Here is a 14,872-nt window from a genome sequence, read left to right as displayed (position 1 = left end):
GAACGCACCAATGTATGGAAAGCAGATGTACTATAATTAATGATTCTTTATTAGGTTTGCCGAAATTTAACGCATGAATATCCTGGTAATAGCAGATGCGCAGCGCTTTGATGAATTGCAGGAGAAGGGAATGGCCAAGCATCATGATGTACAATGGAAAACAAGCCTGGAGGAAGTATTATCTCTTAAGCCTTTTGACCTGGTACTGGATCTTATTTTCGATGACCGGCCGGATCATGCGCAGGTGTATGCGAAAAATCTGGGTATCCCGGTGCTGGCAGGAATAGTGAAAACCTCCCTGACGGAAATCATTGGTCAGTATGCGTTTGAGCAGGGATTCAATATCATGGGCTGTAATTTTTTGACGGGGATGGTGAATATGCCGGTACTGGAAGTATCGGTGCTGGATGAAGGGCAAAAGGAAACATTGGATACCCTCATGTATAAGCTCGGCTGGCAGTACTTGCTGGTAGCGGATGCGGTGGGACTGGTAACACCGCGGGTGATCTGCATGATTATTAACGAGGCTTATCTCACTGCCCAGGAGGGCACTGCAACACCAGAGGATATTGATACATCCATGCGTTTGGGTACCAATTATCCTTACGGACCGTTTGAATGGAGTGAACGGATAGGCATCAAGCAGGTGTATGAAGTATTAAAAGCTATACATGATGCTACCGGAGACGACCGGTACCAGGTGGCCGCCTTACTGCAAACAGCCTACGAAGCGATTTAATTTTTCTTACATGGCACTTATACTGAATATAGATACTGCAACAACAATAGGCTCTGTGAGCCTTTCCCGCGATGGGCAGGTGGTACAAACACTGGTAAATGAAAAGCAGCAGGACCACGCCGCTACTATGATCGTGTTTGTTCAGCAGATATTGAAGGAGCAGGGAATTACTCCTGCGCAGCTGGATGCGGTAGCGGTAAGTGCCGGACCGGGTTCTTACACGGGACTACGTGTAGGCGTGGCCACTGCCAAAGGATTATGTTATGCCTGGAATAAGCCACTGCTGGCCATTTCCACGCTTCAGATGATGGCGCAGGGTTTAATCTCCGAAGTAAAAAATGAGCAGGCATTATATTGTCCTATGCTGGACGCCCGCAGGCAGGAAGTGTTTATGGGCTTGTATGATGCCCGTTTACAGGAGATCATGCCGCCACAGGCAATGATCCTGGAGCCAAACTCTCTTGATGGCCCCCTGGCGGCGCACCAGGTCTACTTTTTCGGTGACGGCAGCCCTAAGTGGCAAGTAATGGTATCTTCACACAAAAACGCTATTTTCACAGAATACGCGATAAGTGCCGCGCATATGGCGCCGCTGTCGACCCAGGCTTATGAAAAAAAGCTATTCGTTGACCTGGCTTATTTCAGTCCGTTTTACCTCAAGCCTTTTTATTCTCCTCAAAAGCCCTGACATATATCTTAGTTTTGTCATGGGAGAGTCAAATTACATCTAATTTGCAAGTATCCGGGGCATATATATGATAATTTAAGGTATGGAAATTTTTTTTATTGTGATAGATATTATATTTTTGTATAAATCGATTACCGCAGTTGTTGTCTAACTGTTTGCGAGTACTGTCCGTTGATCCCTTTCATTTCATCATTTTTTTAAAACTATTATGCGATGGAAAAAACATTATTAACTACCTCTTCTAATACTCTTATTATTTCTAGAGGTACCAATGAAAAAGACCAGATCAAATTGGATTACATTGCCGTAAAGAAGGCTGCTATGGTTTTACGTGCTATCAACCATAAGCTGCGCCAGCAGATGATTAAGCTGCTGGAAGATCACAAGAAAATGACCGTGACGGAGATTTACGTGAAATTGCGTCTGGAACAATCGGTAGCATCGCAACATCTCGCCATATTAAGGCGTGCTGGCATTGTAATTACAGAAAGAGATGGTAAGTTTATTCACTACACCATCAACAAGCAACGTATTGCTGAAGTGGCGAAGTTTGTGGAAGAACTTGTTGGTTAAAAGCATTGATCCGTGTACTACGGAAAAGTATTATATAAAAAAGTAGCCCCAGGGCTACTTTTTTATTTTGGTATAGATTTTATCCATAAGTGTACAGCCTCAGAAGTTGTAAATTTGTAAAAATCAAAAACCATGTACGTAAAACAATTGTACACCAGCTGTTTGTCGGAAGCGGCATACTTCATAGAATCCAACGGGATCGCGGTAGTGATTGACCCGTTGCGTGATATTGAAGTATACCTCGATCTGGCAAAAGAACGCAACGCCACCATTAAATACATCTTTGAAACTCATTTTCACGCTGATTTTGTTTCAGGACACCTGGAACTGGCAGAAGCTACCGGCGCCAAAATCGTATATGGCCCGGATGCAGAAACAAGCTTCGATGCTTATATAGCAAAAGATAATGAAGTATTCGACATCGGCGCAGTAACCTTTAAAGTGCTGCATACACCCGGCCATACGATGGAATCTTCCTGTTACCTGCTATCGGACGAACAGCAACAGCCGTATGCCTTATTTACAGGAGATACCTTATTTGTCGGAGACGTTGGCCGCCCGGATCTTTTCAGCGGCAACCTCACCAAAGAAGAGTTGGCCGGATACCTGTTCGATTCGCTCAACAACCGAATTAAAACACTGCCGGACACCGTAATCGTATACCCGGCACACGGCCCCGGCTCTGCCTGCGGCAAAAACCTGGGACCAAACACCTACAGCACCATTGGTGAGGAAAAAGCCACTAACTACGCGTTGCTGGCTACAGATAAAGATAAATTTATCGAAGAAGTGACCAGTGGCTTAGCTACGCCGCCATCTTACTTTCCTATCAACGCAAAAATAAACAAGGAAGGATACGATGCCCTGAAAGCCGTAATGGAAAAGGCAATGCAGCCGCTTACTCCTGCAGCATTCAAAGCAAAAGGTAAAGCCGGCGCACTGATTCTCGACACCCGTCCCGCTACTGAATTTGGCGACGGATATGTACCCGGCTCCATCAGCATTGGACTGGAAGGACGTTTCGCTGAATGGGCGGGCAGCCTCCTGCCGTTTGACCAGGACATTATCCTGGTTACCCCTGTTGGTAAAGAAGAGGAAACCGTGGTAAGAATGGCCCGCGTAGGTTTTGATAATGTGGTAGGCTACCTCGATGGTGGCTATCCTGCATGGGAAGCCGCCGGTGAAGCAAAAGACCTGATCATCACCGTAGAAGCAGATGAACTGGCAATGGACATCCCGCATGATCCCAACCTGGTGATCATCGACGTTCGTAAGCCTATTGAATTTGCGGATGGCCATATCAAAGGTGCACTCAATATTACCCTCGGTGATATGATGGACCCCGGAAAATTAGCTGACCTGGAAGATAACCACAACCTGTATGTACATTGCCAGGGTGGTTACCGCAGCATCATTGCCTGCTCTATCATGAAAAGAGAAGGCATCCACAATTTGCGTAACATAGAAGGAGGCTTCGCTAAAATGAAGGACCAGAAAGGATTACAGGTTGTGCAGGAAAAAACGGTATTGAACTAATTACCTTCATATTTTTAAACGGGACCGATAAAAAGAAGCACTGGCTTCTTCTTATCGGTCCCGTTTTCTTTTGGCGATTCCCTGCGTATTTGTTAACTTCTTGCTATAAAATTGTTTGGGCATGACGATCAAAACCCTGGCAATAGCCTCGCTGATGTTTATAAACATACTGATGTTTGGTTGTAAACCTTCAGATGAAGAACTAAAGGAAGAAGTAAATGAAAAGCTGAGTCATATTCCCGGCATCACTGCAGACGTGAAAAACGGCGTCGTGATCCTGGGTGGTGAAGTGGGCGACGAAGTGGCCAAATCGGCCGCTGAAGACGCGCTGAAAGGAGTAAAGGGAGTGAAGTCGGTACAGGATAATATCACCGTGAAAACAGCCGTGGTTGCACCGCCACCGCCATCACCCACAACAACAACGCCATCGCCTGCAGGACCTGATCCCGATGTTATTCTCAAACGCTCTCTCGACTCCGTTTACGCTGCCCGCAGGTTTACTAACGTTACCGTTACTGTTTCAGACGGGGAAGTCATCCTCAGCGGAGCCGTTAAAAGGAAAAACGTTCATAATATGCTGCAAATCGCACAAAAGTACTCCACGAAAAAAGTAACGAATAACGTACAGGTCAAGTAAGAAAGCCGGGTGAAAGCCTGAAGCAGCACAGGAGATAATCAGGTATCCATCTCCTGTAAAAAACTATTTTTTAATTCCCTTTATATTCATGTTTCCAGCGCCGGTGGCTCCATACCCACACTTCAGGTTGTTCATGAATATTTTTCTCGAGATATTTTACAAAGGCTTCTGTGATGGCGCCCTCGGGCTCCTGTTGCGGATTTTCAAAGGCCAGCTTCAGTGAAGCATGGTAATAACCTCTTTTTACTTTACGGATATCCACAAACACCACCGGGATATTACTTCTCCTGGCGCCCATTTCCGGGCCTTTGTAGAACGGCGTCATTTTATTGAGGAACGGGTACCAGTAGCAGCTGCGCGGATTACCGGGATTCTGATCTGCCACCAAAGCAATCAGGTATTGTTTGTTGGTCCATGCCCGCATGCTGTTGCCCATATCATTGGCAGGAATGAGAATAGTGCCGAATTTTTCCCTGAAATGACGGAACATCCGGTCGGCCGGCCTGCTCGTAAGCGGCATATATACTACCAGGAAAGGAAATGCCACGCCCTGCATGCAAAACAGGTTAGCCCATTCCCAGTTAAAGTTATGCCCGAGGTGCAGCTGGCAGCTTTTACCCTGTGCGTATAATTCATGCAATACCGTAAGATCGCAGCGGAAGCGTTTTTGCAGCTGCGCTTTACTCATGGTGAGCAGTTTGATGGTTTCCACCATCATATCGGTAAGGTTGTGATAATATTTTTTTGCAAGAAGGGTGAGTTCTTCCTTTGACTTATCCGGAAAGGCCTGGGTCAGGTTCTCCATCACTACTTTCCTGCGATATCCGATCACATGGTACACCAGCGCGTATAATACGTCGCTGATGAAGTAAAGCACCGGAAATGGCAATATGGAAAGGCTATAACAAAAAGCAAGCAGCAGATAATACATATTCCTGATGGTTGTAAATCCAACGCAAAGGTAATGAAAGACAGCCGTTTAGCTTACAGCACAATGTTTTGTACGAGATCGCTCTTAAACGGATAATCGGTATTGAAATGAAGTCCCCTGCTTTCTTTGCGGAAGGCGGCGCCTTTTACGATCAGGTAACCTGCAGTAATCAGGTTGCGCAGTTCACATAATTGCGGCGATACCATTGTTTTTTCGTAGAGGTCTTCCGTTTCTTCGTGCAGGATATCCATCCTGCGGAGGGCGCGTTGTAAACGTACATCGGTCCGTACAATCCCTACGTAATCGCTCATGATCTGCTTCAGCTCTTTCAGGCTTTGCGTGATCAGGATCATTTCTTTGGGGGCGCTGGTGCCGGTGGCGTCCCAGTCAGGCACATTTTCCTTAAACTCCAGCAGGTCTATTTTGCTGGTAGCATCCATAAAACAGCGGTGGGCAAATACCATTGCTTCCAGCAGCGAGTTGGAGGCAAGGCGGTTGGCGCCATGAAGGCCGGTGCTGGCGCATTCGCCGCATGCATATAAATTACGGATAGAGGTGAGTCCCCACTCATTGGTTTTAATACCGCCACAGCTGTAATGTGCGGCGGGCGATACCGGGATCATCTGATGGGCCACATCAATTCCTGCGGCTTTACAGGTTTCATAGATATTGGGGAAATGATGGATAAATTTCTCCAGGTCCATGTGCCGGCAATCGAGGTATACATGTTCTGTACCGGTGATCTTCATTTCGCTGTCGATGGCGCGGGCAACAATATCGCGCGGAGCCAGCGACAGGCGCGGATCGTATTTTTGCATAAAATCCTCTCCGTGGATATTCCGGAGAATACCGCCGTCGCCTCTTACTGCCTCGGTAATGAGGAAGGAAGGGCTTACACCCGGCTGGTAGAGGGCTGTAGGGTGAAACTGGATGAACTCCATGTTTTCGATACGGCCCTTTGCGCGGTACACCATTGCCACGCCATCGCCGGTAGCGATGTTGGGGTTGGTGGTGCTGCGGTATACCTGGCCATTGCCACCGGTAGCCAGCAGGGTTACTTTGGAAAGGATCTTTTCAATTTTATTGGTAGCGAGGTTTAATACATATACCCCGTAGCATTCTATATCAGGTGTGGATTTGGTAACCAGGTAGCCCAGGTGGTGCTGGGTGATGAGGTCTACCACAAAGCAGTGTGTGATCAGTTCTATATTCGGGCGGCGGTGGATGGCGTCCAGCAGCGCGCGTTCAATTTCTTTACCGGTAATATCCTTGTGGTGGATTACCCTGAAAACGGAGTGTCCGCCTTCGCGGCCAAGAGAAAAGTCGCCGTCGGCGTTTTTGTCGAAGTTGGCGCCCCATTCAATGATCTCATTCACTCTTTCCGGCCCTTCGGTCACCACGATCTTTACTATCTGTTCGTTACAGAGTCCGTCGCCCGCGATGAGCGTATCGTCTATATGTTTTTCGAAACTGTCATTCTCCAGGTCATTTACTACCGCTACGCCACCCTGGGCGTATTTGGTATTGGTTTCATCTTCCCGGCTTTTTGTGATGATGGTAATCTTTTTATCCGGACATTGTTGTGATACCTTGAGCGCATAAGTGAGCCCTGCAATTCCTGAACCGATGACAAGAAAGTCTGTTTGCTGCATAGTTAGACAAAAGTAAGAATTACCGGCTAATTTTTACCCGGAAGTACTCCGTACTGCCATACACCAACCCCCATTGTGCAAAACCATAGGTGAGCATCACCAGGATATCGCCGCCGGGAAACGGATGATAGAATTTGCCCACTGCGATCATGGCATCTGAAATGACGAATAGCATTGCGCCCACCAGCGCATACCAGCCCGTAGGTTGCCGCCGGAAATGAAAGGCATGCAGTACGCATTGCACCAGGAAGAAAAGGGTAATTGAATACGCGATAACGGGGATGGCTAAACCGCCCAGATAGGGTAGCAGGAAGAGAATGAACAGGATTATCACTGCAGCGTTCAGGAATATATACGGATACCGGCACAACGGTACCGGTAGGTTGCTGTATCTTATTTTCAGGAAGAAGATACAATACATCACCTGTGCAATGAAAAAGCTGCCGAGGCCCGGCAGGAAAAGATTTTCAAACAACAACAGGTCATCTCCCAGGGAAGAAAAAAATAATGCCAGCAACAAAAAAATACGGAAGGAGCGGGGCATTTTTACATTGGCATACAACACATACACGGCCAGTAAAATCATCAGCAGCGGCTTGGTGGCATACCGGTATTCCTCGCTGCCAAAGGCAATCAACAGGATATCAGCCAATAGTACAAGAAAATAAATGATCAGGTGTTTTGGGCGGAACATGGAAAGGGATTGTACCAGTAATTTACAAATATTCTGTTAAGTATTCAACAGGATATAAAACGTAGTACCGTTACCGTTAATACCCGGACTCATCACTTTTAGCTGCCCGCCATGCATTTGTATGATCTGTTGAGACAAGCTCAGGCCAATGCCGGACCCTTTCTTTTTGGTGGTAAAGAAAGGAATAAAGATTTTGTTCATGGCGTCTTTATCAATGCCAGGGCCATTGTCGGTAATTTCAATACATATCTGCTGGATGTTGTTAAGATACAGCTTCATGCTGATGGTCGCCTCAGGTGTATGTTCCAGGGCATCCATCGCATTTTTAACGAGGTTGATCAACACCATTTGCAACTGCGATATATCCGCGTGGATCTCCATATTTTCGGCGTCCGTTTCTACGGAAAACCGGATGCCTGCCTGCTTCATATCGGCCTGGAACAGGCTGCTCACGGAGTTTACCAGGGTCCTTACATTCACCGTGGTAAACTGTGGTTGCGGAAGGGTAGTATAATCGCGGTATGCATTTACAAAATTCATGATGCCTTTGCTGCGGCTTTCCACGGTTTGCAGCGCCTCGCGCAGGTCGGAAATGCCTTCCTGGTGTTGTGCGCCAGGGGCAATATCCAGGTCCACAATTTCCTGCATGGTACCAATCAGCGACACAATGGGCGTTACGGAATTCATAATTTCATGGCGCAATATTTTGGTGAGGTTTTGCCATGCTTCCAGTTCTTTTTTCTGTAGTTCCGAGTGGATATTCTGGATGGAAATAAGTTTGATGAGCCGGCCCTGTAACCGCACGGTAGCAGCGTGAATAGACAGTTGTTGTTCCTGCCTTGTTGCATACAGTGTTTTATTTCCCGACGACAATTCCATCAGTAATTCGGACAGGCCTGGATGAACCGTTTTCAGTTCGTGAATATTACGCAGCCGGTAGATGCCCATCAGGCGGAAAGCGGCGGGATTAATGAGTTCTATTTTCCCTTCTGCATCAAACGACAATACCCCGATGCTGATATGCTGCACAATGGTGTCGATATACTTCAGGTTAGCTTCTTTTTCTGCGCGGGTTTGCCGAAACGCCTCCAGTACTTCGTTGAACTGGTGATTGAGCATACTGAAGCTTTTGCCGAGCTTATTATCGGCGCTGAAGCGGATAGAAAAATCTTCATAGCGGATTGACTCGAGGAACAGGGTAAGTTTCCGGTTAATCCGGTTGAGATAATGATAAATGCCGTACAGCTGTATAAACACCAGCGGGATCAACAGGAATGTGAGTGGCTGCATACCGTGCATGAACAGCCAGATAGCGGCTGTGAGCGTGGCGGCCAGCAGGATGACCCGGAAGCTGATATTAATGCTGAAACGATTCATTGGAGCGCTTTTAGCTGTTTGGCTTTCAGTGATTATTAACCGCTGAAAGCCAACGGCTATATGTTATATTTTTCCAGTCTTCTGTAAAGTGCGGCCCTGCTAAGTCCCAGCTCTTTGGCGGCTTCGGTGATGTTGCCGTTGCATTTTTTCATGGCCTGGGAAATGATGTTGCGTTCCATTTCTTCCAGGTTATAGCCGGTGTCCATCGCCTGATCTGCGTTGTTATTGTTTTTTACAAATACATCCTTTGGCTGGAGGGTTTTTCCCTGTGATAGGATAACAGCTCTTTCCAGCGCATGTTGCAGTTCGCGGATGTTGCCGGGCCAGTCGTAGCGCTGCAGTTGCGTGATGAGTGATTCGTGCATGCTGTTTACCGGGCGTTTATATTTATCGCGGTACAGCTGCAGGAAGTGTTCTGCCAGCGGGATGATATCTTCCACACGTTCGCGCAGTGGCGGCAGGTGTACTTCAATGGTATTGATACGATAGAGCAGATCCTGTCTGAACAGGTGTTGCGAAGCCATGTGCGAAATGTTGCGATTGGTGGCGCAGATCAGTCTAACGTCGATGGGTATACTTTTATTGGAGCCTACTTTTGTAACTGACCTGTTTTGCAACACGGTAAGCAGTTTTGCCTGGAAGGGGATGGAGATGTTTCCTATTTCATCCAGGAAGATGGTGCCGCCGTTGGCTTCTTCAAAGCGGCCGGCGCGGTCTTCGCGGGCATCAGTGAAGGCGCCTTTTACGTGGCCAAACAGTTCACTTTCAAACAGTGTTTCGCTGATGGCGCCGAGGTCTACGCTTACGAAGGGTTTGCTGCTCCGGTTCGACTGTGCATGTATCTGGCGGGCCAGCATATCCTTACCGGTACCGTTTTCGCCGAGGATGAGGATATTGGCATCCGTGGCAGCTACCCTGGATACGGTATCAAATACGGCCAGCATGCCGGGGCTTTTGCCGATTACCTGGTTGCCCGGATGATGTACGGCAGCGGGAGGTTTATCCTGTTGGGCTGCACGTTTGTTATAGGCAGTTTGAATAGTGGCCAGGAGCTTTTCGTTTTCCCAGGGTTTGAGCACAAAGTCAACCGCACCGGCCTTGATGGCCCTTACCGCCATTTCCACGTCGCCATAAGCAGTGAACAATACAACGGCCGTTTCCGGTTTTATATCCAGGATCCGGTCCAGCCATTCAAAGCCTTCTTTTCCGCTGCTCAGGTCGCGGGTAAAGTTCATATCCAGCAGGATTACATCGTAATCGAAGTTGGATACGAGATAAGGGATTTTTTGCGGATTCTTCTCAAAATCAACCTGTTCGAAATGTCTTTTGAGTAACAGGCGGGCCGCACGTAAAACATCTACATCATCATCAACAATTAAAATCTTTCCTGGTTGCATGGTAGTCATATGCGAATGGTGAATAGGTGACAATATTAAACAAAGATTCTTTCAAACCCACAGCTAATTTCAGGAACTTTTAAAAGTGTCCGATTATGGACACCGCTTGTCCGGCAAAGGACGTTTTTTTAAACCATTTTTCCTTGAAAGTATTGCTGGTAAAAGGTTTTCAGCTTTGGCATGTGGATTGACTTTCTCCGGTCAGCAAACTTTTCGCTAAAGAACATGGATAGAAAATTAGAAAAGAAGTTTTGGAATAAAAAGCGCATCCTGATGATAGGTGGCGGAGCAGTAGTAGTAATGCTGCTGTTGTACACGTTGCTTTTTGCAGATCATAGGGCCACCCTGAATGTAGAAAAAGACAAGATCACTATCTCTACAGTAAAGAAAGGAACCTTTGACGTATATATTGCCGTTACCGCAGTGGTAATGCCCCTGAAAACCATCCGCCTGGATGCCATTGAAGGCGGATATGTAAGCCGCAAGTACCTGGATGGCGGTAGTATGGTAAAGGAAGGCGACTCTATCCTGCGGCTGGACAACCAGCACATGATGATGGACTTCGTAAACCATGAAACAGAGATCTACCGTTTACGCAACGAACTGCAGAATACCCGCCTGAGCATCCGCCAGCAGGAATTTACCATGCAGCAAACCATTTCAGACATTGACGCCAAGATAGCCGCTGCACAGGACCTGTACGACCGGAACAAGCAACTGGTGGAAGAAAAGATCGTGGCCCGCCAGGAATTCAACAAAAACAAGTTTGAACTGGAAGGACTCCTGCGTCAGAAAGATATCCAGCTGCAATCCCAGAAGTACCAGCAGGACAATGCCAAAATGCAGATTACCCAGCTGGAAGGCACCCTGGCCAGAACCCAGCGCAACCTGGACCTGATGCGGGAAAACCTGAACAGCCTGATTGTCCGCGCCCCGGTATCCGGGCAGCTATCTTCCATCGATGTGGAAGTTGGTTCCAGCATCACCGCCGGCCAGAATATTGGCCAGATCGATGACCTGAATGGTTTTAAACTACGCGCCGATATAGACGAACATTATGTTTCCCAGGTATTTGCCGGGTTGAAAGCCACCTTCGAATTCGATGGGAAATCTTACGAAATGCTGGTTACAAAGGTATATCCTGAAGTAAAAAGCGGCCGTTTCCAGGCCGATATGACCTTTCAAAAAGATACGCCGGAAGGTATCCGCCGTGGACAATCCTCTCCTATCCGCCTTGTATTGGGTAAGTCCGCAGAAGCTATCCTTTTACCGCTCGGCGGATTTTTCTCCGACACCGGTGGTAACTGGGTATACGTAGTAGATAAAAGCGGCAACCGCGCAGTAAAACGTAATATTTCGCTGGGCCGTAAAAATCCACTATATTTTGAAGTACTGGAGGGCCTGCAGCCAGGCGACCAGGTAATTACTTCTTCCTATGAGAATTTCGGAAACAAAGATGTTTTATCCTTTTAGTTCATCCATTTTTTTATATAAACTAGCATTTAAAATTAAAAACACATATGATACGCACTGTTAACTTACAGAAGCTGTTTACAACAGAAGAGGTAGAAACCACTGCTCTCAATGGTATTAACATGGAAGTGCAGGATGGAGAATTTGTGGCGATCATGGGGCCCTCCGGTTGCGGCAAATCCACTTTGCTGAACATATTGGGTTTGCTGGATAACCCCAGCGATGGCGAGTATCACTTCTGGGATAAGGAAGTAGCGCGTATGAGTGAAAGACAAAGGGCACAGCTCCGCAAAGGCTCTATTGGTTTCGTGTTCCAGAGCTTTAACCTGATCGATGAGCTCACCGTTTTCGAGAACGTGGAGTTACCCTTACTTTATCTGAAAGTTCCTGCCGCTGAAAGAAAGGTGAAGGTAGAAGAGGTGCTGGAACGCATGAATATTATGCACCGCCGCAACCACTTCCCGCAGCAGCTGTCCGGTGGTCAGCAACAAAGAGTAGCTATTGCCCGCGCCGTGGTGGCCAAACCTAACCTGATATTGGCAGATGAGCCTACAGGTAACCTGGACTCCACCAACGGGGAAGAAGTAATGAAGTTATTGCAGGAGTTGAATAACTCCGGCACCACCCTGATCATGGTAACACACTCCCCATATGATGCAGGGTTTGCACACCGTATTATCAACCTGTTTGATGGACGCGTGGTGACAGAGAATATCAAGGAGCAGTTTCATGTGTGATTTTTTTTCCGCCATTCTAAAACCACATCATGATGTTTCGGAACTATTTCAAAATTGCTGTTCGTCATTTACAGCGTCATAAGTTCATTACGGTGATCAATATCTCCGGGCTGGCTGTAGGCATGGCCTGCTGCATACTGATTACGCTGTATGTGCGCGATGAGCTGGGTTTTGACAGGTTCCACCATAATGCGGACCGTCTCTACCGCGTTACAACTCAAACTACCCGTCCCACAGGTAATACCGAACATGACGCGGCTACCCAGTTTCCTGTTGGCCCCAATCTGAAAAAAGATATCAGCAGCATCAAAGAAGCAGTACGTATTTACGCACCGGGAAATACCCTCTATACTGCAGGAGATAAAAGAATATGGGAAGAAAATACAGGCTTTGCCGATGAACCTTTCTTCCGGTTTTTCAATTATCCGCTGCTGGAAGGAAATCCGGCTACCGTTTTAAAAGAACCATACTCCATCGTATTAACTGCATCTGCTGCAAAAAAATACTTTGGAAATGAATCGCCCATTGGAAAACTGATAAAGGTAGGCAATGGTTACAGCTGCACGGTAACCGGTGTGGCTAAGGACTTTCCATCCAATACAGATCTCCGCATGACCATGATCATATCGTACCCCACCATGCTGAAAGAAGCATTAAAAGCGGGCACCGATATGGAAAAACAGTGGTTCATGTTTGGCAATAATGTTACTTATGTGCAGCTGGCAGACCACGCAGATCCTGCTAAACTTACCAAAGAACTGGCCACTTTTGTATCTACTCATATTGGTCGAATACTGAAAAAGCATAACATACAGTTTGCGCTGGAATTACAACCCATTCAGCATGTACATCTGCACCCGCAGGGCGATAAAGGAATAGATAATTCCCCGTTGATCTGGTTATACATTGCTATCGCGGTTTTCCTGATCCTGATTGCCTGTATCAACTTTATGAATCTCACCACTGCGCGGGCACATGAAAGAGCAAAAGAAGTGGGGCTGCGTAAAGTACTGGGCGCTGAAAGAAAAAGCCTTATCCTGCAATTTCTTACAGAATCACTGGTGATCAGTCTTATCTCTTTTATGCTGGCTATTTTGCTGGTAGGATTGGCGATGCCATTGTTTAATACTATTACCGGCAAACAATTGCTGTTGCTTTCTTCCGCAGATAGTTTTTTATATGCCGGCTTATTATTGCTGGTATTATTGGTGGGCCTGGTGGCCGGTAGCTATCCTGCGCTCTACCTGTCCGGGCTGATACCCGTACGCGTATTGAAAGGGAATTTTGTTACCTCCGGCTCCCGTGTGCTGGTACGCCGTGGATTAGTGGTGGCGCAATTTGCGGTAGCCGTGGCATTGATCATTTCCACGGTGGTGGTATTTTCCCAGCTCCGCTACTGGCAAACAAAAAACCTCGGATTCGATAAAGAACACCTCGTAAATATATACCTCTCCGGCGTGGATGGCGCCAAAGTTGCTTTCCTGAAATCCGCCTTCTTAAACCAATCGGGTGTGCAGCAGGCTTCCATGCATAATTTTTTAATGGGCAGTGGTGTGTTTAATAACAATCCGATAGTACGTGAAGGGGGAGATGATAAAGACGGCTTTGTTGCAGGAATCATTCAATCGGATTTCGACCTGCTCAAAACAACCGGCATCAAACTGGTGGCCGGACGTGATTTTGACCCTGCGCTGGCTACTGATTCTTCCGATGCCTATATCGTTAACCAGGCCGCTGCACGACAGTTAGGCTTTAAGGATGATGCAGTAGGCAAACGGATTGAGTGGCGACCCGGGTATATGGAAAGACATGGTACCATTATAGGAGTGGTAGAAGATTTCAATCTCCGCTCCCTGCAAATGCCGGTAGAGCCTATCGTTTACCTGGTAAGGCAGGATGAAGTAGCGATCATTACCCTGCGGCTTGCAGCAGGCGATCAAAAGACTATATTAAAACGTGTGGAAGCCGCATGGAACAGTATGATTCCCGATGTGCCATTTAATTTCACTTTTGTGGAAGATGATATACAGGCACAGTATGCATCTGAACGTACACTGGGCAAATTATTCGGTATCTTCTCCGGCCTCGCCATCTTTATAGCCTGTATGGGCCTCCTGGGATTGTCTATGCTCATTTCCCGGCAGCGTACAAAAGAAATCGGTATCCGCAAAGTGCTGGGTGCTTCTATTGCCAATATTTCACTGTTGTTATCTAAAGACTTTCTCAAACTGGTTTTGATAGGGATCTGTATCGCTTCTCCCATAGCCTGGTACGGAATGGAAAAATGGCTGCAAAACTTTGCTTTCAGGGTGCACGTGGAATGGTGGGTGTTTTTACTCACCGCTGGAATGGTGGTGCTGATTGCATTGTGTACCGTTAGTTTGCAATCCATAAAAGCGGCGTTAATGAACCCGGTTAAATCACTTAGATCCGAATAA

Annotated in this window: 13 protein-coding genes; 8 read left to right on the top strand and 5 right to left on the bottom strand. The window is 47.0% G+C overall.

Annotated elements, in window-relative coordinates; all coding sequences use genetic code 11:
• The first annotated feature begins 73 nt into the window (after nucleotides 1–73).
• The 5 genes from QFZ51_RS02245 to QFZ51_RS02225 all read left to right on the top strand — a co-directional run bounded on the left by QFZ51_RS02245 (nucleotide 74) and on the right by QFZ51_RS02225 (nucleotide 4,173).
• Entirely contained in the window at nucleotides 74–739 is a 666-nt protein-coding gene (locus QFZ51_RS02245; RefSeq protein WP_429042746.1) for a 3-hydroxyacyl-CoA dehydrogenase family protein, read from the top strand.
• Between the two features lie 10 nt (nucleotides 740–749).
• Nucleotides 750–1,427, top strand: coding sequence for a tRNA (adenosine(37)-N6)-threonylcarbamoyltransferase complex dimerization subunit type 1 TsaB (gene tsaB / locus QFZ51_RS02240; protein WP_429042744.1), 678 nt, complete (start codon nucleotides 750–752; stop codon nucleotides 1,425–1,427).
• Nucleotides 1,428–1,640: 213 nt separating this feature from the next.
• Nucleotides 1,641–2,000, top strand: coding sequence for an ArsR/SmtB family transcription factor (locus tag QFZ51_RS02235; RefSeq protein WP_012788619.1), 360 nt, complete (start codon nucleotides 1,641–1,643; stop codon nucleotides 1,998–2,000).
• Nucleotides 2,001–2,132: 132 nt separating this feature from the next.
• Nucleotides 2,133–3,536 carry an MBL fold metallo-hydrolase gene (locus tag QFZ51_RS02230; protein WP_429042741.1) on the top strand — a complete coding sequence of 468 codons (1,404 nt, stop codon included), beginning with the start codon at nucleotides 2,133–2,135 and terminating at the stop codon, nucleotides 3,534–3,536.
• 121 nt (nucleotides 3,537–3,657) lie between these two features.
• Nucleotides 3,658–4,173 carry a BON domain-containing protein gene (locus QFZ51_RS02225; RefSeq protein ID WP_429042738.1) on the top strand — a complete coding sequence of 172 codons (516 nt, stop codon included), beginning with the start codon at nucleotides 3,658–3,660 and terminating at the stop codon, nucleotides 4,171–4,173.
• 70 nt (nucleotides 4,174–4,243) lie between these two features.
• On the opposite strand, the gene QFZ51_RS02220 is transcribed toward QFZ51_RS02225, so the two are convergent.
• Genes QFZ51_RS02220 through QFZ51_RS02200 form a run of 5 tightly spaced genes read right to left on the bottom strand, consistent with a single transcriptional unit; the run spans nucleotide 4,244 to nucleotide 10,233 of the window.
• Nucleotides 4,244–5,104 carry a lysophospholipid acyltransferase family protein gene (locus tag QFZ51_RS02220; RefSeq protein ID WP_429042735.1) on the bottom strand — a complete coding sequence of 287 codons (861 nt, stop codon included), beginning with the start codon at nucleotides 5,102–5,104 and terminating at the stop codon, nucleotides 4,244–4,246.
• Nucleotides 5,105–5,157: 53 nt separating this feature from the next.
• Entirely contained in the window at nucleotides 5,158–6,756 is a 1,599-nt protein-coding gene (gene nadB, locus QFZ51_RS02215; RefSeq protein WP_429042732.1) for an L-aspartate oxidase, read from the bottom strand.
• A 19-nt stretch (nucleotides 6,757–6,775) separates the two neighbouring features.
• Nucleotides 6,776–7,450, bottom strand: a complete 675-nt coding sequence (locus QFZ51_RS02210) for a lysoplasmalogenase (protein ID WP_429042730.1) — start codon at nucleotides 7,448–7,450, stop codon at nucleotides 6,776–6,778.
• A 36-nt stretch (nucleotides 7,451–7,486) separates the two neighbouring features.
• Nucleotides 7,487–8,827: a sensor histidine kinase gene (locus tag QFZ51_RS02205; protein ID WP_429042727.1), complete on the bottom strand. Its 1,341-nt coding sequence runs from the start codon at nucleotides 8,825–8,827 to the stop codon at nucleotides 7,487–7,489.
• A 56-nt stretch (nucleotides 8,828–8,883) separates the two neighbouring features.
• Nucleotides 8,884–10,233 carry a sigma-54-dependent transcriptional regulator gene (locus tag QFZ51_RS02200; protein WP_429042725.1) on the bottom strand — a complete coding sequence of 450 codons (1,350 nt, stop codon included), beginning with the start codon at nucleotides 10,231–10,233 and terminating at the stop codon, nucleotides 8,884–8,886.
• 216 nt (nucleotides 10,234–10,449) lie between these two features.
• Here QFZ51_RS02200 and QFZ51_RS02195 point away from each other — a divergent pair, with 216 nt between their 5' ends.
• From QFZ51_RS02195 to QFZ51_RS02185, 3 genes are read left to right on the top strand one after another with little or no spacing between them, the layout of a single operon-like run.
• Nucleotides 10,450–11,697 carry an efflux RND transporter periplasmic adaptor subunit gene (locus QFZ51_RS02195; RefSeq protein WP_429042722.1) on the top strand — a complete coding sequence of 416 codons (1,248 nt, stop codon included), beginning with the start codon at nucleotides 10,450–10,452 and terminating at the stop codon, nucleotides 11,695–11,697.
• 47 nt (nucleotides 11,698–11,744) lie between these two features.
• Nucleotides 11,745–12,434: an ABC transporter ATP-binding protein gene (locus tag QFZ51_RS02190; protein WP_079471266.1), complete on the top strand. Its 690-nt coding sequence runs from the start codon at nucleotides 11,745–11,747 to the stop codon at nucleotides 12,432–12,434.
• Nucleotides 12,435–12,463: 29 nt separating this feature from the next.
• A complete protein-coding gene (locus tag QFZ51_RS02185) occupies nucleotides 12,464–14,872 on the top strand; it encodes an ABC transporter permease (protein WP_429042719.1) in 2,409 nt (802 codons plus the stop codon).

It is taken from the genome of Chitinophaga sp. W3I9 (genome assembly GCF_050434025.1).
GTDB lineage: Bacteria > Bacteroidota > Bacteroidia > Chitinophagales > Chitinophagaceae > Chitinophaga.
The sequence above is the reverse complement of the archived record's forward strand: the minus strand, read 5'-3'. Positions and strand labels throughout refer to the sequence as shown.